The organism is Nonomuraea sp. NPDC047897 (assembly GCF_043204415.1).
In the GTDB taxonomy this organism is placed as follows: domain Bacteria; phylum Actinomycetota; class Actinomycetes; order Streptosporangiales; family Streptosporangiaceae; genus Nonomuraea.
The window spans coordinates 19,596-40,279 of the sequence record NZ_JBIDCC010000005.1; the positions used below are offsets into that span (position 1 = coordinate 19,596).

The 20,684-nt window shown below is 72.2% G+C and carries 21 protein-coding genes and 1 pseudogene; 10 read left to right on the forward strand and 12 right to left on the reverse strand.

What is annotated here, in order from left to right; genetic code table 11:
- Positions 1-7 precede the first annotated feature (7 nt).
- Positions 8-1,582, reverse strand: coding sequence for an ABC transporter substrate-binding protein (locus ACGF0J_RS12765; protein WP_393145027.1), 1,575 nt, complete (start codon positions 1,580-1,582; stop codon positions 8-10).
- A gap of 108 nt (positions 1,583-1,690) precedes the next feature.
- Between ACGF0J_RS12765 and ACGF0J_RS12770 the strand changes: the two genes are divergently transcribed.
- A complete protein-coding gene (locus tag ACGF0J_RS12770) occupies positions 1,691-2,335 on the forward strand; it encodes an Lrp/AsnC family transcriptional regulator (RefSeq protein ID WP_393145029.1) in 645 nt (214 codons plus the stop codon).
- A gap of 40 nt (positions 2,336-2,375) precedes the next feature.
- On the opposite strand, the gene ACGF0J_RS12775 is transcribed toward ACGF0J_RS12770, so the two are convergent.
- Positions 2,376-2,732, reverse strand: coding sequence for a hypothetical protein (locus ACGF0J_RS12775; RefSeq protein WP_393145031.1), 357 nt, complete (start codon positions 2,730-2,732; stop codon positions 2,376-2,378).
- A gap of 233 nt (positions 2,733-2,965) precedes the next feature.
- Here ACGF0J_RS12775 and ACGF0J_RS12780 point away from each other — a divergent pair, with 233 nt between their 5' ends.
- The gene (locus ACGF0J_RS12780; RefSeq protein WP_393145033.1) at positions 2,966-4,276 is read left to right on the forward strand and encodes an HEXXH motif domain-containing protein; all 1,311 of its coding nucleotides are present in this window, start codon (positions 2,966-2,968) and stop codon (positions 4,274-4,276) included.
- A gap of 94 nt (positions 4,277-4,370) precedes the next feature.
- Here the strand turns inward: ACGF0J_RS12780 and fxsT are convergent, their stop codons facing one another.
- Complete coding sequence (fxsT, locus tag ACGF0J_RS12785) at positions 4,371-6,872, reverse strand: FxSxx-COOH system tetratricopeptide repeat protein (protein WP_393145035.1); 2,502 nt, start codon at positions 6,870-6,872, stop codon at positions 4,371-4,373.
- Between the two features lie 136 nt (positions 6,873-7,008).
- Here fxsT and ACGF0J_RS12790 point away from each other — a divergent pair, with 136 nt between their 5' ends.
- Positions 7,009-7,203 (forward strand): hypothetical protein, encoded by a 195-nt coding sequence (locus ACGF0J_RS12790; protein WP_393145037.1) that lies wholly within the window; start codon positions 7,009-7,011, stop codon positions 7,201-7,203.
- A gap of 144 nt (positions 7,204-7,347) precedes the next feature.
- Positions 7,348-9,150: a tetratricopeptide repeat protein gene (locus ACGF0J_RS12795; RefSeq protein ID WP_393145843.1), complete on the forward strand. Its 1,803-nt coding sequence runs from the start codon at positions 7,348-7,350 to the stop codon at positions 9,148-9,150.
- A gap of 35 nt (positions 9,151-9,185) precedes the next feature.
- On the opposite strand, the gene ACGF0J_RS12800 is transcribed toward ACGF0J_RS12795, so the two are convergent.
- From ACGF0J_RS12800 to ACGF0J_RS12810, 3 genes are all read right to left on the reverse strand, one after another.
- Positions 9,186-10,562: a pentapeptide repeat-containing protein gene (locus ACGF0J_RS12800; protein ID WP_393145039.1), complete on the reverse strand. Its 1,377-nt coding sequence runs from the start codon at positions 10,560-10,562 to the stop codon at positions 9,186-9,188.
- 69 nt (positions 10,563-10,631) lie between these two features.
- Positions 10,632-11,192, reverse strand: a complete 561-nt coding sequence (locus tag ACGF0J_RS12805) for a dihydrofolate reductase family protein (RefSeq protein WP_393145041.1) — start codon at positions 11,190-11,192, stop codon at positions 10,632-10,634.
- Positions 11,193-11,332: 140 nt separating this feature from the next.
- The gene (locus ACGF0J_RS12810) at positions 11,333-12,028 is read right to left on the reverse strand and encodes a hypothetical protein (protein ID WP_393145043.1); all 696 of its coding nucleotides are present in this window, start codon (positions 12,026-12,028) and stop codon (positions 11,333-11,335) included.
- A gap of 154 nt (positions 12,029-12,182) precedes the next feature.
- Here ACGF0J_RS12810 and ACGF0J_RS12815 point away from each other — a divergent pair, with 154 nt between their 5' ends.
- The 3 genes from ACGF0J_RS12815 to ACGF0J_RS12825 all read left to right on the forward strand — a co-directional run bounded on the left by ACGF0J_RS12815 (position 12,183) and on the right by ACGF0J_RS12825 (position 13,563).
- On the forward strand, positions 12,183-12,413 hold the full coding sequence (locus ACGF0J_RS12815; RefSeq protein WP_393145045.1) for a hypothetical protein: 231 nt from the start codon (positions 12,183-12,185) through the stop codon (positions 12,411-12,413).
- On the forward strand, positions 12,406-13,323 hold the full coding sequence (locus ACGF0J_RS12820; RefSeq protein WP_393145047.1) for an RNA-guided endonuclease InsQ/TnpB family protein: 918 nt from the start codon (positions 12,406-12,408) through the stop codon (positions 13,321-13,323). Before ACGF0J_RS12815 ends, ACGF0J_RS12820 begins: the two co-directional genes overlap by 8 nt.
- Positions 13,324-13,431: 108 nt before the next feature.
- The gene (locus ACGF0J_RS12825) at positions 13,432-13,563 is read left to right on the forward strand and encodes a hypothetical protein (RefSeq protein ID WP_393145049.1); all 132 of its coding nucleotides are present in this window, start codon (positions 13,432-13,434) and stop codon (positions 13,561-13,563) included.
- A gap of 49 nt (positions 13,564-13,612) precedes the next feature.
- On the opposite strand, the gene ACGF0J_RS12830 is transcribed toward ACGF0J_RS12825, so the two are convergent.
- The gene (locus ACGF0J_RS12830; RefSeq protein WP_393145051.1) at positions 13,613-14,575 is read right to left on the reverse strand and encodes a hydroxyacid dehydrogenase; all 963 of its coding nucleotides are present in this window, start codon (positions 14,573-14,575) and stop codon (positions 13,613-13,615) included.
- A gap of 79 nt (positions 14,576-14,654) precedes the next feature.
- Positions 14,655-15,224 (reverse strand): TetR/AcrR family transcriptional regulator, encoded by a 570-nt coding sequence (locus ACGF0J_RS12835; RefSeq protein ID WP_393145053.1) that lies wholly within the window; start codon positions 15,222-15,224, stop codon positions 14,655-14,657.
- A gap of 70 nt (positions 15,225-15,294) precedes the next feature.
- On the opposite strand from ACGF0J_RS12835, the gene ACGF0J_RS12840 reads away from it, so the two are divergent.
- Entirely contained in the window at positions 15,295-15,792 is a 498-nt protein-coding gene (locus ACGF0J_RS12840) for an FBP domain-containing protein (RefSeq protein WP_393145055.1), read from the forward strand.
- A gap of 95 nt (positions 15,793-15,887) precedes the next feature.
- Entirely contained in the window at positions 15,888-16,532 is a 645-nt protein-coding gene (locus ACGF0J_RS12845) for a class I SAM-dependent methyltransferase (protein WP_393145057.1), read from the forward strand.
- A 123-nt stretch (positions 16,533-16,655) separates the two neighbouring features.
- Here ACGF0J_RS12845 and ACGF0J_RS12850 read toward each other — a convergent pair whose 3' ends face one another.
- The gene (locus ACGF0J_RS12850; protein WP_393145059.1) at positions 16,656-17,612 is read right to left on the reverse strand and encodes a hypothetical protein; all 957 of its coding nucleotides are present in this window, start codon (positions 17,610-17,612) and stop codon (positions 16,656-16,658) included.
- 316 nt (positions 17,613-17,928) lie between these two features.
- Positions 17,929-18,246, reverse strand: a complete 318-nt coding sequence (locus tag ACGF0J_RS12855) for a hypothetical protein (RefSeq protein WP_393145061.1) — start codon at positions 18,244-18,246, stop codon at positions 17,929-17,931.
- A gap of 391 nt (positions 18,247-18,637) precedes the next feature.
- Here ACGF0J_RS12855 and ACGF0J_RS12860 point away from each other — a divergent pair, with 391 nt between their 5' ends.
- Complete coding sequence (locus ACGF0J_RS12860; RefSeq protein WP_393145063.1) at positions 18,638-19,228, forward strand: hypothetical protein; 591 nt, start codon at positions 18,638-18,640, stop codon at positions 19,226-19,228.
- 16 nt (positions 19,229-19,244) lie between these two features.
- Here the strand turns inward: ACGF0J_RS12860 and ACGF0J_RS12865 are convergent, their stop codons facing one another.
- Positions 19,245-19,919, reverse strand: coding sequence for an RNA-guided endonuclease InsQ/TnpB family protein (locus ACGF0J_RS12865; protein ID WP_393145065.1), 675 nt, complete (start codon positions 19,917-19,919; stop codon positions 19,245-19,247).
- Positions 19,920-20,358: 439 nt separating this feature from the next.
- Positions 20,359-20,436, reverse strand: a pseudogene (locus ACGF0J_RS12870) (hypothetical protein); the annotation flags it as partial.
- Positions 20,437-20,684 lie beyond the last annotated feature (248 nt).

Sequence of the window (20,684 nt, forward strand, 5' to 3'; positions counted from 1 at the left end):
GCGGGCCCTACTTCGCGCCGAGGTCGGCGACGTCCACGGTCCACACCGGGTGGTACTCCAGGCCCGTCACCGAGGCGGCCGTGACGATGTTCTGGCTGGGCTGGATGAGCGGGATGAACGGGCCGGAGGCGTTGAGCTCGGTCTGCATGTCGGCGTACGCCTGCTTGCGCAGGTCGTCACCCACGGCCACCGCGGCCTTCTCGCCCGACTCCTCGACCGTCTTGTCCGAACCGGCCTTCCAGCCGGCACGCTCGCCGACCGTCTTGCCCGGCAGGAACACCAGGTAGTCGCTGGGGTCCGGGTAGTCCGGGCCCCAGTACCACAGACCCATCTCCTCCTTGCCGTTGCGGTAGTTGTCCAGTGCCGTGGTGACCGGCGCGGGGTTCAGGTCCACCGTGATGCCGACCTCCTTGAGGTTGGCCTGGATGCGCTCGGCCAGCGGCTGGAAGGACAGGCCGTTCACCGTCAGCTCGCTCGGGTACTCCAGCTTGACCGTCGGGTTCGACAGGCCGCTCGCGGCCAGGGCGGCCTTGGCGCCCTCCAGGTCGCGCTTGGCCGCCTGGTCCGCGCCGAGCGCGCCGAGGATCTGCGACGGGATGACGCCCGGAGCCTGCGTGGCGCCCTCGCCGGCCAGCTCCAGCAGGCCCGCGTAGTCGACGCCCTTGCGCACCGCCTCGACGAACTTCGCGTTCGGGGTGGTCTTGCTGATCTCCTGGTTCTGGTTGGCGAACAGGAAGATGACGTTGGCCGACGCGGTCTTCTTGACCTGCAGGTTCGCCGGCATGCCGGTGACCTGGTCGCCGGACAGGTTGAGCGCCACCTGGCTGTCGCCGCGCTGGACGTTCAGCTTCTGCGTGGCCGCCTCGACGTTGCGGATGACGACCTTGTCATAGGTCGGCTTGGTGCCGTAGTACTTCGGGTTCGCCTTGAGCACGACCTGGCTGCTCACGTTGAACGACTCGATCAGGTACGGGCCGGAGCCGGCGGAGGCCGAGTTCAGGTACTGCTCAGCCTTGTCCTGCGGGTCGGTGGTGGCGCCGTTCTGCTTGGCGACCTTGCTGTTGAGGATGCCGAGCGCGGGGTTCGGCAGGATGTACGGCAGCGCGGGGTTGGCCTTCTTCGAGGTCAGGGTGACCGTCGAGTCGTCGGTCTTGGCCACCTCGACGCCGTCCAGGAGGAACGACGGGGTACCCTTCATGTCGCGCACCCGGGTCAGGGAGAACACCACGTCATCGGCGGTGACCGCAGAGCCGTCGGCGAACGTGGCGCCCTGCTTGAGCTTGAGGGTGACGACCTTGCCGTCCTCCGACAGCTCGTACGACTCCGCCAGCGCCGGCACGGGCTTGGTGACGTCGCCGCCGTCGAAGGTGAGCAGCGTCTCGTAGGTGGCCTTGCCGACGATCAGGCCGGTCGGCTCGTACGTCCGGCCGGGGTCGGCCGTCTTGAGGTCGAAGGACGTGTCGATGACCAGCGTCTTCGCGCCGTTCTGGGCGGCCGGGGCCTGAGTGCCGCCGCTTCCGCAAGCGGCGAGGGCGAGAGCACCGGCGAGCAGCACAGCCGCCGTCTGGGAGCGGGTCGCCATGGTTGTCCTCCAGATGGACGATTAGCCGAAAGATGTCGAGGATTGTCGGGCAGAACGTCCAGGCACCGTGTGGTTACTGAGACGTATATATCGAGGGAAGGGTTAACAATGAGTGATATTTCCAGCCACGGGGGCAGTGGTGGTGGTCCGTCTGGACGGATCGGCATCGGTCTCGACCTGGACGCCACCCATTTGAAGATCCTCGAGGTCCTGCGGGAGAACGGCAGGATCTCGGTCTCCTCGCTCGCCGAGCGTGTGGGCATCTCCCGGGCCAACGCCTACACGCGGTTCGAGGCGCTGCGCGCCGACGGGGCGATCAAGCGGTTCACCGCCGAGATCGACCACGTCCGGACCGGCCTCGGCATCACCGCGCTCATCTTCGTGACCGTGCGGCAGCAGATGTGGCGGCAGTTCCGGGCCGAGCTGGCCCGGATGCCGGAGGTCGAGTACTGCGCGATCACCACCGGCCAGCACGACGCGATGATCCAGGTGCGGATGGCGGACGTCGCCGAGGTGCACACCATGGTGACCGACCGGCTGGCCAACATCCCCGCCGTGAAGGCGACGGAGACCGTGTTCATCCTGGACGAGGTGCTCAGGCGCCCCTACGTGCTGCCGAGCGACCGGGACCGCGAGCGGACCCGCGCCCCGCGCCGTACCGTCCAGGAGGAGCAGCGCGGGGACGTGCCACTCGGCAAGATGCGCTTCGTCGGGGCGGCGGAGGGCCGCGCGGCCCTGCGCAAGGACGACTGAAGCGCCCGGCGGCCGGGCCCGCCGGGCGGTTCGGCGGCCGTCAGCGGCCAGGACCGCCGCCGGCGACCTCGGTGCACACGCTCACGTGCCGGGTGTCGTCGCCGTCGAACTGGAACTCCTCCACCAGGCGCAACCGTCCGTCCGGCTCGGTCTCGATCCGGCTGCTGCTCTGGCCGGCCGCGCGGCCCCCGCTCTTCAGCGCGTGCACGTAGGTGATCGAGATCGTGTCACCGTCCCTGGTGCCGACGAACTGGCCGACCGTGACGGTGTCGCCGGTGTAGCTGCCCCACACCACCCCGTCGGACTCCCAGTACCGGAACTCGGTGGGCGCCTCCGGGTCCACCACGCTCGCCGTCGAGCTCACCATCACGAATCTGCGGTCGTTCAGAAGGTTCACATCCCCATGATTCTGGGCCGTTTCTGACACGGGGCCCGTGGTTGGACGAATGGCGCAGTCAGCGCCGCGCGCCCGGCGATCCGTCCAGCGGGCGCCTTGTCCCTCTGCCCGCGACGGACCTTCGGTCCTGCCGTCGGCGCGCGCGAGTGATCGCCGGACAGCGGGGCATAATCCTCCCTGCCGTGTTCGGTCAAGCGTTCGGTCAAGCGGTCGGTCAAGCGAGGGCGTGCCGGGTGAATCGTCTGGTGATTCCGCACCACATGTTCGAGGCCCTGGCGGGCGGACGGGGTGGTGCGGCGGCGGGCAGCTTCCTGGCCGCCACGGCCCGTGACCGCCATCTGGTGCTCCTGCGGGCCGTGGCCGACGCCGCGGGGTCCGGCGCGATCCGTGACGCCTTCGACGCGCTCGCCCGCATGCACGACGCCGCGCCCGAACGGGTCGAACCGCTGCTGCGCTACCCGGCGGTGGGGGCGTGGGCGCTGGCCGCCTTACGCGACCTGCGGGCCGGCGGGCCGCCGGACCATGGGCCCGCGGCCCGGATGGGGGCGCTGGCCGCCGGCGCGGCGATCCGGGCGGGCCTGCGTTTCGAGGTCTCGCTGCCCGCTGAGGACGGCGGCGTCATGCTCCCCTCGCTCGGCCGGGCCTCGACCGGTCCCGGCGACTGCCTGATCAGGGTCGTCCCGCCCGCGGCCTCCTTCGTCACCCCGGCCCCACGAGCGGACGTCACCCCGGCCTCACGAGCGGACATCACCCCGGCCTCGCGGGTGGAGTTCGCAGGCGCGGGCTGGCAGGGGCTGCGCACGATCGTCGCCGAGCACCCGCACGGTGACCTGCGCATCACGCTCGACGACCTCGACCCGCACCGGTTCCCCGCCGTCGGCAGGCCGGCGCCGCGGCTGTCCGAGGCCGAGGTCGCACGGTGGCGGGAGCTGTTCCAGGAGGCGTGGCGCATCCTGCGCGACCACCATCCGGCCACGGCCGCCGAGGTGAGCTCGATGATCTCGGTGGTGGTCCCCCTGTCCGGCGCGGCGTGGGCGGCCAGCGGCACCTCGCGCACGACGTTCGGCTGCGTGGCGCTCGCCCGGCCGCGCGACGCCACCGCGCTGGCCGCGACGCTGGCGCACGAGGTGCAGCACGCCAAGCTGACCACGCTGCTCTATCTGGTCGATCTCATCGCGGTGGACCCCGGGACCCGCTACTACGCGCCGTGGCGTCACGACCCGAGGCCCATCACGGGGCTGCTGCACGGCACTTACGCGCACCTCGGCGTCGCCGAGTTCTGGCGGCGGCAGCGGCACGTGGACGGCGGCGACGGCGCCCACGCCGAGTTCGCCCGGTGGCGAGAGGCGGCCGCGGACACCGCGCGGGTGATCCACGAGAGCTCCGCCCTCACCTCGACCGGCCGCCGGTTCGTCGACGGCATGACGCGCGCGCTGCTCGCCCTCAACGACGAAGCCGTCCCCTCGCGGGCCGTCGAGCTCGCCCGCAGGGCCGCCGACCGGCACCGGCGCGACTACGGCGCCGCCACTGGACCCGCAACCTAGCCGGCGCGACTACAGCACCCCCATCGGACCCCGGCTTGGCCGGCGCGACTACAGCATCCCCACCGGACCCCCGGCTTGGCCGGGGGTCCGGTGCTCAGATGGGAGGCGGGTCGAAGTCGAAGTCGAGCCGCTCGCCGTCCGTGATCGCCGTGACCGACGGGTGTCCCGCGCCGAGCCGCCGCCGCAGCCGGGCCAGCGCCTTGTCCCGCAGTTGCAGCGCCGCCTCGTCCTTGCCGAGCCGGGTGAGGTCCAGCGACAGGTTGGCCATGCAGCCCAGCACCATGGGGTGGTCGGGGCCGAGCAGGTGCCGCAGGTGCTGCAGGGTCTCCTCCCCCGCCGACACCGCCTCGTCCCACCTGCCGAGCGCCGACAGGTCCGCGATGAGGCCGAGCTTCGCCGTGAGCGTGTAGTGGTGGCCGGCGCCCAGCAGGTCGGTGAGCCGCATCGCCGCGAACCCGTGCAGCTCCCGCGCCTTCTCGTGCTCCCCCAGCAGCCTCATCAGCAGGGCCAGGTTGCCCCGGCAGCCGTGGGTGTAGGGGTGGTCCGAACCGTTGATCCTCGCGTAGGCGAGTGCGACCAGTTCCGCGACGGGCACGGCGGCCTCCACCCGCCTCGCCTCGCGGTAGGCGTTGATCAGCGCCATCTCGGCGGCGAGCTTGTCGGGGTGCTGGTCACCCATGAGGCGCCGGTAGCGCTGCACGAGGTCCTCGACGTAGGCGACGGCCTCGGCCGAGCCGCCCTCGGCCTTGCGCATGGCGATGGCCAGGTCGCCGGCGGCCCGGAGCGTCGTCGGGTGGTCGGCGCCGAGCGTCGCCACCCCGACCGCGTAGACGTCCTCGCCGAGCTCGCGCGCCTCGGCGTAGTCGCCGCGCAGCCGGATGACCCGGACCAGGTTGTTCATGACGATCTGGGCCGTCGGATGGTTGGGCGTCCCGTACAGGTCGCGCAGGGCGCTGTAGACGTGCTTGAGCAGGCGCTCGGCCTCTTCGTAGCGGCTGGTGAGCGTGAGGTCGAGGGCCAGGCTGGTGCGCATCCGCAGGGTGCGCTCGTCCGTCTCGCCGAAGGCGGCGCGGTGCCGCTCCACCGCCACGGAGCTGAGCGCGAACGAGTCGGCGAACAGGCCCATCGCCCGCAGGTCCGTGCAGTGGTTGTTGGTCAGCCGCAGCGTCTCCTCGTCGTCGGCGCCCAGGTCGCGCTCGGCCTCGGCGAGGGCCTGCGAACCCACTTCGTACGCCTCTTGGAAGCGGCCCACGAAGCGCAGCGAGATGCTCAGGTGCCGCTTCATCGTGCACAGGTCGCGCGGGTTGGGGGCGGGGTCGGCCTCCCACACCTGGACGCACTCCCGGGCCAGGGCCAGGGCCGCCGGCGCGTTGCCGGACTGGTAGAGGTAGCGGACCACGTCGTGCAGCAGCGGCCGGACCGCCGGGTCTGCGGACTGGGCGATCTCCGCGGGCCCCAGGTGCGGCATGAGCTTCGCGAACGCCGGCCAGGTGGCGGTGTCGTCGGGCTCGCTCGGCACCGCCTCGGCCAGGAGCCGCCGCACGTTGTGCCGGAACCGGTCGCGGTCGCTGTCGCTCACGTCCTCGCGCAGCAGGGCCTGCACCAGGCGGTGCACGACGAGGGTCTGGCGCTCCCGGTCGATCTGGACGAGCGCGTAGCGGCCGAGCGCGCCGACGGCGCGGCTGAACCGCAGCGGGTCGTCGAGGATGTCCGCCAGGGGCGGCTCCACCGTGCCCCGGCTGGTGCTGAGGACGTCGCGCGGGATCGGGTCGGCACCGAAGAAGGCCAGCAGGTGCAGGAGCTCGACGGCGTCGGGCTGTTCCTCGCGCAGCGTGGCCACCGACAGCGCCCACGTCGCGGTCAGCGGCACGTCGTACTCCATCGGCCGGCCCTCGGCCAGCAGCTTGCCGGTCTGGTTGCGGAGCAGCGTCAGGTATTCGGTGACCGGCATGCCGGTCTCGGACTGCAGCGCGCCCGCCTGGTCGAGGGCGAGCGGCAGATCGCCGAGCGCCTCGGCGAGCGCGTCGGCCTCGCTGCCGCCGATGCCGGGCACCCGCCGGTCGAGGAACTGCCGGCTCTCGGCGCGGGAGAACACGTCGACGGTCAGCGTCTCCACGACGCCGTTCCAGGCGAAGTTGCGGGAGGTGATGAGAACGCCGCCCGGCCCGTCGGGGACGAACTCCATGATCGACTCGGGTGCGTGGGCGTTGTCGAAGATCAGCAGCCACTGCTCGTACGGCTCGCCCTTGCGCAACGCCTCGATCACCGCCTCGGCGGCGTCGGCCACTCCGATCTCGTTGGCCTTGGGCAGGTTGAGATACGGGGCGAGGCGGGCGATCGACGACGCGATCAGCATCGGCTGGTCCGACGGCACCCACCAGACCACGTCATAGTCAGCTTTGTACCTATGTGCGTACTCTGCGGCGATTTGCGTCTTGCCCACTCCACCGAGCCCGTGGAGCGCCGTGGGCAGCACGGCCGTGACGCCGCCGCCCCCGCGGCGGAGCTGTTCGAGAAGCCCCTCACGGCCGGTGAAATCCTTGTTGCGGGGCGGAACCCGCCCCCAGACGTGAGGTCTGCGCCGCATCTCGGTCATGTCCGCTCCATAAAACTCAGCACACAGTCATCGTAGACATGAACGCCGGGGTTTTTGAGCAAGGAAGACAGTAGCCAAGACCATGATGGGCAAGTGATGATGATTACCGGGGTGAACGGAAGGAGATCGGGCCACGATGGCGCATTCTCCGCGCGACGTCGAGACCGAAATTGTCGATTTGACCGATTTATCGCTGTCCGGAATGGGATCGATCGGACAGCGGCGTCTCCACCAGGTGGTCAGGCGCATTCTGGCCGCCGACGCCGATCCGGCGGAGCCGCTCTTCGGCGGCGACCCGCCGTCGTCCCGGCCGCCCGACGAGCAGCAGTGATGCGCGGGCGTCCGCGCCGGGCCCGGCACGGGCCCTGTGACGCCACGACGACCTGTGCAAGTCGCACGCCGGGACCGGCGTTTCCTCTATCGTTGCTGCAGTGTCCACCGTCGCAAGGTACTGGTCATGGCCGCGAATAACGTGATGGCCCCCAATACCTCCTGCCCGTTTCCTGGCTTCCGTCCTTATCGGTCGGCGGAAGAAGGGCTGTTCACGGGACGTGCCCAGGAGTCCGCGCGCGTCGCCGCACTCTGGCGCACCCGGGCATTGACAGTTCTGCACGGGCCTTCCGGAATAGGGAAATCCTCACTCCTTCATGCGGGCGTTCTACCCCTTTTGCGGAGACTCGGCGTTGATGTCCTTCCGGTGGGCGGGGTCACGGCCGGTCCCATCTTCCCGGAGGCGGCGATCCCGTCGCCCAACCCGCTCGCCCGCGCCCTGCTGAGGAGCTGGATGCCGGACACGCCCCTGCCACCGGCGGGGGTCCACCGGTTCCTGCGTCGGGCCGGACGCCCGGGTCGCCCGGCCCTGGTCGCCGTCGACCACCTCGAGGACGCCTACGCGGGCGACCGCGACGCCGCGCGGCGCGAGCTGCTCGGCCTGCTGGCCCCGGTCCGGCACGTTCACCTGCTGCTCTGCATCCGCGACGACCGGCTCGACGCCCTCCTCGGCGAGGTGGAGGGGCTCTTCCCCGACATCGCCCTGTTCAGGCTGGGTGGGCTGGCCCCCGCGGCGGCGGCCGAGGCGCTGCGCCGCCCCATGCGCGACGCGGGCCGCACCGTCCCACCGACGGCGGCCGAGGCACTGGCCGACGACCTGGCCACGGCCCGGATCGTCGACGAGACCGGCGGGGTGCGCGCGCGCGAACGGCTGGAGGCGGTGGAGCCGTGGCAGTTGCAGGCCACGTGCCTGTGGCTGTGGCGCGCCTGGCCACAGGGCCATGGATCGCCGCCCGGCCACCCGCTCCCCGGCGACCTGTCCGGCGAGCCGCCCGGAAGCCTGCCCGGCGAGCTGCCCCGAGACCCGTCCAGAGCCCTGTCCGGCGAGCTGCTCCGAGACCCGTCCAGTGGGCTGCCCGGAGGCGTGCCCGGCGATCCGCCCGGGGGCCCACGAGGCGGCGGCCCGTCAGGCGCGGCCGACGAGGCGCTCCGCGACGTGCTGTGGGACGTGATCTGCCGGGTGGCGGCCGGCTTCGACCGAGACCCCGTCCGCCTGTGCGGGTGGTTGGCCGCCCACCTGGTCGCCCCGTCGGGGGCGGCCGGCACACTGGCGGAGGGGCCCGCCGAAACCGAAGGCATGCCCAACGCGGTGCTGCGGGCGCTGGCCCGGCGGTCCATCCTGCGGGTGACCAGCGCCGGCGGTTCACGCGCCTACGCGCTCGGCCACCGTCTCCTCGCACCCCTCGGGCAGCTCGCCCGGCAGGCCGGTTCGCTCGGCGTCCCGGTCTTCGGACCCGCCGACCGGCTGCGGGCCGCGCTGGAGGCCCTCGCCGACGGCGACCAGGCCGGGGCCGAACGACACGCCCGCCACGCCGCCACCACCGCCACCCACGACCTGCGGCTGCAGATCGACGCGCACACCGTCCTGGGCAATCTCGCCTTCGCCCATGGCCGGCTCGACCTGGCCCAGGAGGCCTACGAGCGGGTCCTCGTCCTGCTGGAGGCCCAGCGGGACAAGGCGTCCGTGGGCGTCATGCTGGCGGCGATCGGTCGCCTGTCGCTCAGCCGGGGCGACGTCGCGGCCGCTCAGGGCCTGCTGCACGCCGCCGCCGCCCGGCTGCCGGCCGACCGGTCGGTCAAGGTGGAGTTGGCCAGGGCGCTGGCGCGCACCGGCCAGCGCACGGCGGCCGTCGCGATCCTCAGCTCGGTCATGACGGCGGCGGAGGACGACGAGGCCCGTACCCTGCACCGCGACCTCGTCGCCGAGATGACCGACCACGTCACCTGAGCCCCCGGACGCCCCGCGCGAGCCGCGCGGGCGGGTCAGCTCGGCCGGCGGGCGAGACGGCCGTCGGGAGCGCGTTGCCAGCCCGACGGCACCCGCGCGCCGTCGGCCGCCATCGCGTCGGTGAGGTCGAGGCCGGCGAGTTTGACCGCGGTCAGGTCCACGCCGTCGAGCCGGGCCTGCCGGAGCTCGGCCCCCGACAGGTTGGCGTCGGTGAGGTCGCATCCGCTCAGGTCGGCCTGTGTCAGGCAGGTGTCGCTGGCGACGGCGCCGGCCAGGTCGGCTCCGGCGGCGGACAGGCGTTCCGCGCGGGCCCCCGACAGGGTCGCCCGTCGGAGCACCGCGCCGGCCAGCCCGCCGTCCCGTAACAGCGCACCGCTCAGGTCGGCTTCGGTGAGGTCCGCCCGCGTCAGGTCGGCTTCGGTGAGGTCCGCCCGCGCGAACCCGGCCCGCACCGCACGGACGCCCGTGAGCCGGGCGCGCTGCAGGTTCGCCCCACCCAGGTCGGCGCCGCCCAGCTCCGCCCCGATGAGGTCGGCGCCGCGCAGGCCCGCCGCCTTCAGCAGGACGCCGTCGAGCCGCGCGCCGCCCAGCCGGGCCCCGTCGAGCCGGGCGCCGCGCAGGTCCGCGCCGGTCAGCGTCGCGCCGCCCAGGTCGGCCGCCGTGAGATCGGCGCCGGCCAGCACGGCGCCGGAGAGGTCGGCTCCCGCCAGGTCGGCGCCCACGAGGTCCAGGCGGTCGAGCCGGGCGCCGTGCAGCCTGAGCCGCCCCTGGTCCGCGTCGGCCAACCGGCGGGCCAGCGCCGTCATCGCTGCCTGGAGATCCTGCGGGACCTGCGTCGCGGCGCCCGGCCGGGACTGCGACGTCCGCCGGACGAAGGCCGCCAGCGCCTCCATGACGGCGGGGTGGTCGCGCGGCGAGTCGCGGGCGATGCGCTCCAGCGAGTGGATGCCGCCCAGGCGGATGTCGGCGGCCTCGTTGCCGAGCTGGTCCACGGCCCGCATGAAGCGGTCGGTCAGCTGGGCGTTCTCGCTCTGTTCCAGCGACCGCCGGGTGGCCTCGGTCTGCTCGCGCGCCTGGAGCATGGCCAGTTCCAGCGTCTGACGGTTGAGCTCGCTCTGCTGGCGGGCCAGGTTGAAGGTCCGCGCCGTGTAGACGAACCCGCCGAGGGCGAGGACGCCGGCCAGGACCTGGATGACGCGCCCGCGTGCCGCGTCCCTGGCCACCCGCAGCTCCTTGCCGCGTTCGGGCCCGGTGAGATGTTCCACGTCATGCGCGGCGATCAGGTCCGCCAGCGGCCAGAGCAGGAACGTCAGCACGGCCACCACCGCCAGCCCCGCGACCGAGACGGCCAGCGCGATCCCGGCCCCGCCGCGCCGGCCGGGCCGCGGCGGCTCCTTCGCTGCTTCGCCCACAAGGCCACCGTAGAGCCGGCGGGCCGCTGCGCAAGGGGTCGTCAGGTCCGCTTCCCGGTCGCCGGCGGTTCAGGAACGCTCCGGCTCGAAGTGCAGGGCGGTGATGCCGCACTCGAACGGGCGGGCGCTGACCAGGCGGAGCCGCCGCCGGGCGCCGGCGGCGAACACGGGCAGGCCGGAGCCGATCGCGACCGGGTTGACGAACAGGTGCAGTTCGTCGAGCAGCCCCTTGCCGATCAGTTCCGCCGCGAGCATGGCCCCGCCGTAGGTGATGATGTCGCCGCCCGGCTGTGCCTTGAGCCGGTGCACGGTCTCGGCGAGGTCGCCGCCCGCGACGACGGCGTTCTCCCACGGCGACTCGGCCAGGGAATCGGAGATCACGACCTTGGGCGTGTCGTTCATCCAGTCGATGGACTCCTTGTCCTCCCCTTCGGGCCCGGCCGCCCAGGTCGGGATGAACCCCTCGGCGAGCCTGCGGCCCAGCACGATGCAGTCGACCGTCCGGGTGAGCTCGTCGACGTAGGTGCTGAGGTCGTCGGTCCACGAGCCCGCCACCCAGTCCATCTCGCCGTCCGGCCCTGCCATGTAGCCGTCGACGCTGATCTGGACCTGGAGCTTGAACGTGCGCATGAAGGTTCCTCCCGGGGTGTTGCGGCGGCGTGTCCGCCCTGCGATGACTTCACCTTCGCAGAGCGCGCTTACGGTTTCCTTCCGCCGGTCTTACGGCTCCGGGCCCTGATATGAGAGGAGCCGCGGCGGGCCACGGTGGCTCAGCCCAGGGCCGCCGCGACGAGCCGACCTATCCCGAACGTCGCGAGCATCCACCCGAAACCCAGCAGGAACGCGTAGCCGCAGCCGCTGACCCCGTCCACTCTCCTGGGCCGGGTGAGCCCTTCGCCCGGCCCGCGCCACAGGGGTCTCGGTTCCAGCACGAGGTAGAGGAACACCCCGAGCTGCCCCACCGTGAACATCCAGAACCATGCCCACCGGTTGGCGAGGCGGGGTGTGGACGACAGCATGGCGAGGAAGACGAGCACCCACGACGTGGCGATCCACCAGCCGCCGGGGACGCCGAAGGGCCAGTCGGGGAAGACGCCGTTGTTGTCGGACTCCCCCGAAGGCGCCGAGGTCAAGGAGGGCGGCACGGGCGCGCGGCGCACGTCGGCCATGAGGCGTGCGGCGGTGTAAGGTTCTGCGGCGTCGGCGATCGGGGCCAGAACCCGGTACCAGCTCAGCGGCGACTGCGACCACGCCAGGGACACCACGTCGCCGGAGCCGTCGACCCGGTAGTCCACCCGGTCGACCTCCCCGGCCAGCACGGCGCCGCGGAACTGTTCCAACGTCCGCGAAGCGGGCGACAGGCCGGCACTGATGATCACCATGCCGGCGAGCAGAAGGGCCAGCAGGGCCAGCCGCACCACGAAAGCGGCCGTCTGGAGGATGCGGGTGAGTAAGCCGGGCTCCATCAGAACCTCCCGAGGGGACCGGTGGCTTCAGCCGCCAGGGGAGTCGGGAGCGGGACTGCTGCCAAGGCCCGCGTGTGCCCTGACCTGTCAGGTCCGCGCATCGGATACCTCCGTTCACCACGCACTGGTTGTGCGACGCTGTCATATTGATCGGGTGACTCGTCAGGTGCGCCCCTCCCCTGGCGCGGCGTACGACCTCGGGTACCACGTGGTGTGGTGTCCGAAGTACCGCCGCCCGGTCCTTGGCGGGCGGGCTCCCCGGTTGCCCACGCTGTGGTCACGGTCCTGTTTCGTGGCCGCCGTCGGCGCCGTGTCCGCCGGGACGGTGCGGCGTTACATCGACACGCGGGACGAGCGGGCGCCCAGGGCGGGTGTTCGTGCGTAGGTCCTTCAAGTTCCTGCTGCGCCCCACCAGCAGGCAGGCCGCCGCCCTGACAGCTTGCCTGGAGGATCACCGAATCCTGTACAACGCCGCGTTGGAGCACCGGCGCACCGCCTACGCCAGAGCCGGGGTGAGCGTCCGCTACGGCGACCAGTCGGCGGACCTGAAGCACGTCCGCGCCGACGATCGTGAGGGTCAGGGTCGGTGGTCGTTCTCCTCCCAGCAGGCCACGCTGCGCCGCCTGGACAAGGCGTTCCGGGCGTTCTTCGACCGGGTCAAGGCCGGGCGCACGCCCGGGTTCCCGCGTTTCAAGGGGCGGGGCTGGTTCGACACGGTGCAGTGGCCGAAGGACGGCGACGGCTGCCGGTGGGACTCCCGGCCCGAGTATCCGGCCGCCACGTTCGTGCGCCTGCAGGGCGTCGGCCACGTCCGGGTGCACCGGCACCGCCCGGTCAAGGGCCGGGTGAAGACGATCAGCGTCAAGCGCGAGGGCTCGCGCTGGTACGTGGTGCTGTCGTGCGACGAGGTGCCCGCGCAGCCGCTGCCCGCCACGGGTGCGGTCGCTCGGATCGCGAACATGACCCGTTCGGCGTCCGGCACGATCGACGCCCCCGGCCGTAACGTCGCCGCCAAGTCCGGGCTCAACCGAAGCATCCTGGACGCGGGTTGGGGGGTGTTCCTGACGATCCTCGCGCACAAGGCTGAAAGCGCCGGTCGAGAGCTGATCGCAGTCGATCCCCGCAACACCTCCCGCACCTGCGCCCGCTGCGGGCACGTGGCGAAGGACAACCGCCTCACCCAAGCCGCGTTCGCCTGCACGGCGTGCGGGCACACCGCGCACGCCGACGTGAACGCGGCGACCAACATCCTGAGGGCAGGGCTTGCCCTTCGCCAGGCTGCCCAAGCGGCTTAGCGAGAAGCCGCTCCCTTCAAGGAGCGGAGGAGTCACGTCACTTTCCTACCGCACCAGGGCGGTTCCCGCTCACCCGGCGGGCAGCGGCGGAGCCTTGGCGTGCACGGCATGCGTCCGAGCAGCCTGCACGGGCTCGTGCGGACGCTGGCCGAGCTCAACTGGGTGGAGGCGGGCCCGGTCACGTCGGCGTTCGGCATCGGCCGGCACGCGTTGCGGACCGGCGCCGTGATGTGCTGGTGACGCAGCGGCGAGCCGGCCGTCAGGGGTCGAGGCCGGCGGTCCCGGGCGGTCAGGCCGAGCGCGCGAGGCTGTCCTCGCCCACCTCGTGCCGGAGAGGCAGGCCGTCGAGGAAGCGGAACAGCTCGCCGGCCGCGAGCTCGCCGAGCCTGGCCTCGTCGGTGCCGAGGCTGCCCGCGATGTGCGGGGTGATCAGCGCGTTCGGCAGGGTGAAGAGGGGATGCCCGGACGGCAGTTCCTCCGGCTCGGTCACGTCGAGCACGGCGAAGACGTCGTCCCTGGCGGTCAGGAACTCCACCAGCGCGTCGTGGTCGACGAGCCCGCCGCGCGCGGTGTTGATCAGCGTGCCGCCCTGCGGCATCAGGGCCAGCCGGCCGGCGGAGATCATGTGGTGGGTGGTGTCGTTGTGCGGCGCGTGCAGCGACAGGACGTCGCTGCGGGCGATGACGGAGTCGAGGTCCCCGAGCTCGACTCCGGGGTGTTCGCCGGCGAACGGGTCGTAGGCGAGCACGCGCAGGTCGCTCGCGGCCAGCCGCCGCGCGACCAGCCGCCCGATGTGGCCGAGCCCGACCAGGCCGAGCGTGGCCCCGTCCACGCCGCGCACGCCCCTCCGGGCCACCGGGGCGCGCGTCGCGCGGGCGTCCAGGGCCAGCCGCCAGGTGTTCTTCAGTGACAGATGGACCTGGGCGCAGGTGAAGTCGGCGACGGACACGGCGTTGGCGGCGACGGCCGTGGAGACGCGCACGCCCCGGGCCCACACCTCGTCGGTGACGATGCCCCGTACGCTGCCGGCGGCGTGCAGCACCAGTTCCAGCGACGGCAGCCGGTCGAGCACCTCCCCGGTCAGTGCCGGGGCGCCCCATCCGGTGACGAGGACGCGGACGTCCCGCCGCGGACCGGGGTCCGGGTCGAACTCGACGAGCTCGGCCCGCCTCCGGATGAGCTCCCTGGTGCGGTCGGTGAGGACCGTACGCGCCCATGGACGCCCGATGCAGATGCCGACGACTGACGTCATGCGTGCCCGCTTTCTCGGTGGACTGCCGTCGATTCTTCGACCGAAACGATCACGGGTCAACATCCGAGGGTTGTGGCGGTCAGGCGGGCGGCCAGTTCCTGAGTACGGCGTCCAGGGCGTCCAGGCTCCGGGACCACGAGGCGTCCACGTCTCGTGGGGTGCGGCGGAAGCCGCCCGCCTTCTCCAGGCTCACGTACCCGTGGAACAAGCCGTGCAGCATCCGCACCGCGTCCGTCTGGTCGGGCTCGGGCAGCTCGTATCCGCGCAGGATCGCCCGCGTCATCTCCGCGTGCCTTCTGGCCGCGCTCGCGGCCGCCGTCTCGTCGTCCAGCTCGATCTGGGCCGCGGCGTACCTGCCCGGATGCGCTCTGGCGTAGTCGCGGTAGGCGTTGGCGAAGGCGACCAGCGCGTCCTTGCCCGCGCGGCCGGCGAGGGCGTCGGCCGCGCGGTCGGCGAGCTCCGCGAGGGCCAGCACCGCCACCCGGACCCGCAGGTCCCGCGCATCCTTGACGTGGGAGTACAGGGCGGCCGGCTTGACGCCGAAGGTGCGCGCGAGCGCCGAGACGGTCACGTTGTCGAAGCCGATCTGGTCGGCCAGGTCCGCCGCCGCCCGGGTCAGCCGTTCCGCGGTCAGTCCAGCCCGTGCCATGTGCCGCCCCTCTGCTTACAGGCTTTAAGTATTTGCATACTACTCTTAAGGACGGCTAGCCTCGCCGCCCATGAGACCCGTCACCGAACGCGACATCCGCGCATCGTTCGTCAACTGCTCCAAGGGCGAGGCCCGACGGCTCGGCCTCCCGGCGGACCTCGCCGACCTGCCCTGGGCAGACCTCGACTTCCTCGGCTGGCGAGATCCGGGCGCGCCCGGACGCGCCTACCTGATCGCCGAGCGCGACGACTCCCTGCTCGGGGTCGCACTCCGGGTCACCTCCGGCGCGGCGCGCGGCTTCACCTCGCGCAGCATGTGCTCGGTGTGCCTGACCACGCACACCGGCGGCGGCGTCGCGCTGATGACCGCCCGCCGGACCGGCGAGGCCGGCCGCCAGGGCAACTCGGTCGGGCAGTACCTGTGCGCCGACCTGGCGTGCTCCCTCTACACCCGGGGCAGGAGGGAGGCCGCCGGCGGAGGCGTCGTCGACGAGACCCTCACCCTGGCGGACAAGGTCACCCGCACCCGGGCCAACCTACGTACCTTCCTGGACAAGGTCACCGCGTGATCAGGCGTTTGCCGTTCCCGCAAAGAAGGTTGCCCTGCTGCGACGCGGCGGGCGATGCTGCGACACGCTGAAGCCCGCACGACAGAGGAGCAGGAATGACCGACCCGCGCTTCACCGCCGAGTTCTGGGACGAGCGCTACACCTCGGCCGACCAGGTGTGGAGCGGCCGGCCCAACGCCGCCCTGGTCGAGGAGACCGCCGGGCTCCCGCCGGGCACGGCCCTCGACGCCGGCTGCGGCGAGGGCGCGGACGCGCTCTGGCTGGCCGGGCGAGGCTGGCGGGTGACCGCGCTCGACGTCTCGGCCACGGCCCTGCGGCGCGCCGCGGCCCACGCCACGCCGCAGGTCGCCGACCGGGTGACCTGGCGCCGGGCCGACCTGATGAGCCCCGCTCCCGAGATCCCGGACGCCGGTGCCGACCGGCCGGGCTACGACCTGGTCGTCGCGGCGTTCATGCACTTCCCCTCGCAGCCGCGCCGGCGCGCGTACGCCGCCCTCGCCGCCTCGGTGGCGCCGGGCGGGAGCCTGCTCATCATCGGTCACCACCCCGACGACCAGCAGATCGTCCCGCGCCCGTTCGAGCCCGACCTGTTCTTCACCGCCGACGAGCTGGCGGGCGACCTGCCACCGGACGGGTGGACCGTCGAGACCCGCGCCAGCAGGCCGCGCGCCGCCACCGATCCCGACGGCCGTCCCGTCACCCTGCACGACACGGTGCTGCGCGCCCGGCGCCGGGACTGACCGCCTCCGGCAGGCCGGGCGGCAGGTGACGGCGCTCCCCCGCGGCGGTGCGCCGGCCGATCTCGGACAGGACCAGGGCGTGCAAACTGCCGACGTGCCACGCGCCCATCGGCGAGCGCGCAGCTACCTGTAGATCCTGGTCCGCCTGGAGTCCCCGGGATAGACGACGACGAGGAACTGCTGCCGAGCGTCTCCGTCGTCGGCCAGAGCCGCTTTCGCCCCCCGCATGTGGACCCGCACCCGGTAGCGGCTGGCACCGCGGATGGCCAGATTGGGTAGTTCGTCGACCTCGATCACGTTCCCATCCTCGTCCTCGCCGGTGAACGTCATCTCTCCGGTGGTGCTCCGATATCCGACCTCGACGACCCTCTCCCAGCCTTCGACCTCAACTGGGGGGCGTCTGGCGTACGCCTCGACGGCGACGCAAACGTGCTTGTCGGTGTCGGCGGTGAGAATGGTGAGGTCACCGGGTGTGGCTCCGACCACCTTGGTGGCGGATGCCTTGGCGAGAGATGACGGGTGGACGTCGTCCTGCGATCCTTCCTCCCAGATGACGAGCATGCCCAGCTCCGCCACCCACAACATCTCGCTGTCCCGCAGCACGGGGCGGGTCCGCGGCCGATGCTTCGGGGCAGCGGCGCAGCGGCGCTCGGCGGTGGTGATGCCGTCGCGTTCCTGCTGCCGCAGGGCCTCATCCTTCGCCCACTGGCGCCGATTGAGTGCCGGGCACAGATATCCGAGCGCCTTGGTGTTCTCCTCCGTGTTGACCACGAAACCCCGCGTCTGCATGACGGTGTGCATCTCCCGCGAGTCGTCACGCAGCGAGACCTGGCACAGGTTCCGGCCGATCTTGAGCAGGCTTACGTCGGGGATGTGGGCGTAGTGGCCGTTGAAGACCATGCGGTGCCTGTTCGCGCAGATGAACGCGGTCTCCCGCTCCCCTGGCGCGGGCTGCTTGTTCATGTACACCGACGTCTTCCAGGGGGCGCATTCCTTCGATGCGGCGGAGGTGACCTTCTCCGGCCCCTGGTCCGTGGCGGTCGTGACGAGGAGGAGTGTCGCGACCGCGACCGCCGTCACCGCGCGGACAGCGCGGTGCGTCCGCGGCCCGGAAGCCGGGGCGGGTGCGGCTTCGGGGCGTGGCAGCGACGATCTCGATGATGGGGACACGCGGCATTCCGATCGGGGGAGGAAGGAGTGCTGCTCCTCTCTATATGATCTTGTGCGCCGGTGTCCAGGGAAACACCGTCAGCCGAGCTCGGCATCCGCGCGGTAGCCGCCGGCCTGGATGCCGAAGAAGTGGGCGTAGCGGCCCACTCCCGCCGGGCCTGTTCGAGCGCGGTGACGTCAGCGGGCGGTACGGGCGTGCCACCACGTCGCGGGAGCACCTGCGTGGCTACGGACGTGCTCTCGCCGCAGCGTCCCGGACCGTGTGGTCCGGGACCGTCTCCGCCAGTTCGTCCAGCACCTCCAGCGCCTCCGCGGCGCCTGTCCGGGCGATGGCGTCGATCGCCTTGACCGCGCGGGCCCTGGCGCCCCGTGCCACCCAGCCGGGGATCAGGGCGACCAGGTCGCGGGCCGTCCGGCCGTCGCCGAGCCAGCCCAGCGCGGCCAGCGCCCAGGCGTCGCCGTGCAGGAACAGCGCCCAGCCCAGGTCGGCCAGCGAGCGCCGGTCGCAGGGGGAAGCGCTCCATCGCCGCGAGCAGGTACGCACCCGCGAACTCCCGCTCGTACCGCTCCAGCAGCAGCTTGAACGCCTCGTCGCTCGGGATCAGGGAGATCAGCTCCACGAACCGCTCCCGCCACGGCTTGTAGATCCTGAGCCGGTCCCAGGCGTCGACCAGGAGCGGGGCGGCCGCCGGGCCCAAGCCGTCGGCCATTGTGGCGCGCATCCCGTACGTGAACGCGTCGAAGTCGGACTCCTCCAGCCGCCAGCCGAGCAGTTCGAGGTGCCGCGGCGTGCTCACCGACGCCCACAGCCGTTCGCGGTAGAAGGCGTTCGAGCCCCACTCGGCGGACGGCGGGTTGACGCAGCACTCGTCCACCCAGTCGTGCCGGGTGGGCACCAGGTAGGAGGCCACGAGCTGCCGGGAGCGGGTGCCGCGGTGCGCGGCCAGCCGTTCCACCGCCCGCTGGTACTCCTCTTCGGCGCAGAAGGCCAGCAGGCCCCGGACCCGGCGCAAACTCACGGAGTCGACCTGCCGAAGGGACTTCAGCGGGCGCAGGTCTTCCGCCGAGGAGGCGATGCCGCTCAGCTCGGCAAGCGCGCAGGCGGCGAAGGCGAGCCCACGGGAGGCGATCCACCCGTCGGTGAAGGTCCGCTGGGTCCCATGACTGTTCTCGACGCGGTCGACGATCGATGCGATCGCCGCCGCCCCGGCGGGGTCATCGGCGCCGCTGAGGTACGCCCGCGCGTGCCCGACCAGGGCCTTGTCGCTCCTGCCCGCCGACAGCGCGGCCTCGATGCGGCCGCGGTGCTTCTCGGTCAGCTTCGCTGCCACGTCCGCGGCGCCGGTGTCGACGGTGTTGCCGGCGTCGCCGGGCGCGACCTCGCCCAGCGCCCGGTCGGAGACGCCCGGTTCCGCGGGGAGCGCGCCGCCCCGCCGGGGGTGCAGATCTCGGCGCAGGGGCTCGGAGAGGACCAGGACGTCCTCGGCCGGGGGGAAGTGATCATCCGTGACTCCTCCGCTCCCTGAAGGGAGCGGCTTCTCGCTAAGCCGCTTGGGTGGCCTGGCGAAGGGCAAGCCCTGCCCTCAGAATGTTGATCGCCGCGTTCACGTCGGCGTGCCCGGTGTGCCCGCACGCCGTACAGGCGAACGCGGGCTGGGTGAGACGGTTCTCCTTCGCCACGTGCCCGCAGCGCGAGCACGTGCGGGAGGTGTTGCGGGGATCGACTGCGATCAGCTCTCGACCGGCGCTTTCAGCCTTGTGCGCGAGGATCGTCAGGAACACCCCCCAACCCGCGTCCAGGATGCTTCGGTTGAGCCCGGCTTTCTGCGCGACGTTGCGGCCGGGGGCCTCGATCGTGCCCGACGCCGAGCGGGTCATGTGGGTGATCCGCAGGTCCTCGTGCACGATCACGTCGTAGTCGCCGACCAGGGCGAGCGCGGCCTTGTGCGCGTGGTCGAGGCGCTGCCGCCGCACCTTGGCGTGCAGCGCGGCGACACGGGCCACCGCCTTGCGACGACGCTTGGAGCCCCGCTTCTTGCGGGCGAGGTCGCGCTGCGCCGTCGCGAGACGATCGGCGGTCGCGGCGAGGTGACGCGGGTTGGCCAGATGCTCGCCGTCGCTGGTGGTGACCAGCGAGGCGACACCCAGGTCGATCCCGGCGACCGCACCCGTGGCGGGCAGCGGCTGCGCGGGCACGTCGTCGCACGACAGCACCACGTACCAGCGGGAGCCCTCGCGCTTGACGGCGATCGTTCTTCACCCGGCCCTTCACGGCCCGGTGCCGGTGCACCCGGACGTGGCCGACGCCCTGAAGACGCACGAACGTGGCGGCCGGATGCTCGGGTTGGGAGTCCCACCGGCAGCCGTCGCCGTCCTTCGGCCACTGCACCGTGTCGAACCAGCCCCGCCCCTTGAAACGCGGGAACCCCGGCGTACGCCCGGCCTTGACCCGGTCGAAGAACGCCCGGAACGCCCTGTCCAGCCGTCGCAGCGTGGCCTGCTGGGACGAGAACGACCACCGGCCCTGACCCTCCCCATCGTCGGCGCGGATGTGCTTCAACTCCGCCGACTGATCGCCATAGCGGACACTCACCCCGGCCCTGGCGTAGGCGGTCCGCCGATGCTCCAACGCGGCGTTGTACAGCTGCCGGTGATCCTCCAGGCAAGCGGCGAGCGCGGCGGCCTGCCTGCTGGTGGGACGCAGCAGGAACTTGAACGACCTGCGCACACCCACCTCCCACGCTCAGTAACGACGCGACCACGGTACCGACAGGCACCGACAAAACCCGGAAGGAGACCCGTGATGCGCAGACCTGACAGGTCACGGCACGCTCGGGCCTTGACGGCCCTCCCGCTCCCGATTCCCCCGGCGGCTGAAGCCGCCGGTCCCCTCGGGAGGCTCTGATGGCGGATCACCGTAGCGGAACGGGATGACACTCCCCCGTTCCGGCAGATGTCGCAGGTCGCGCTCCACCTCGGAAC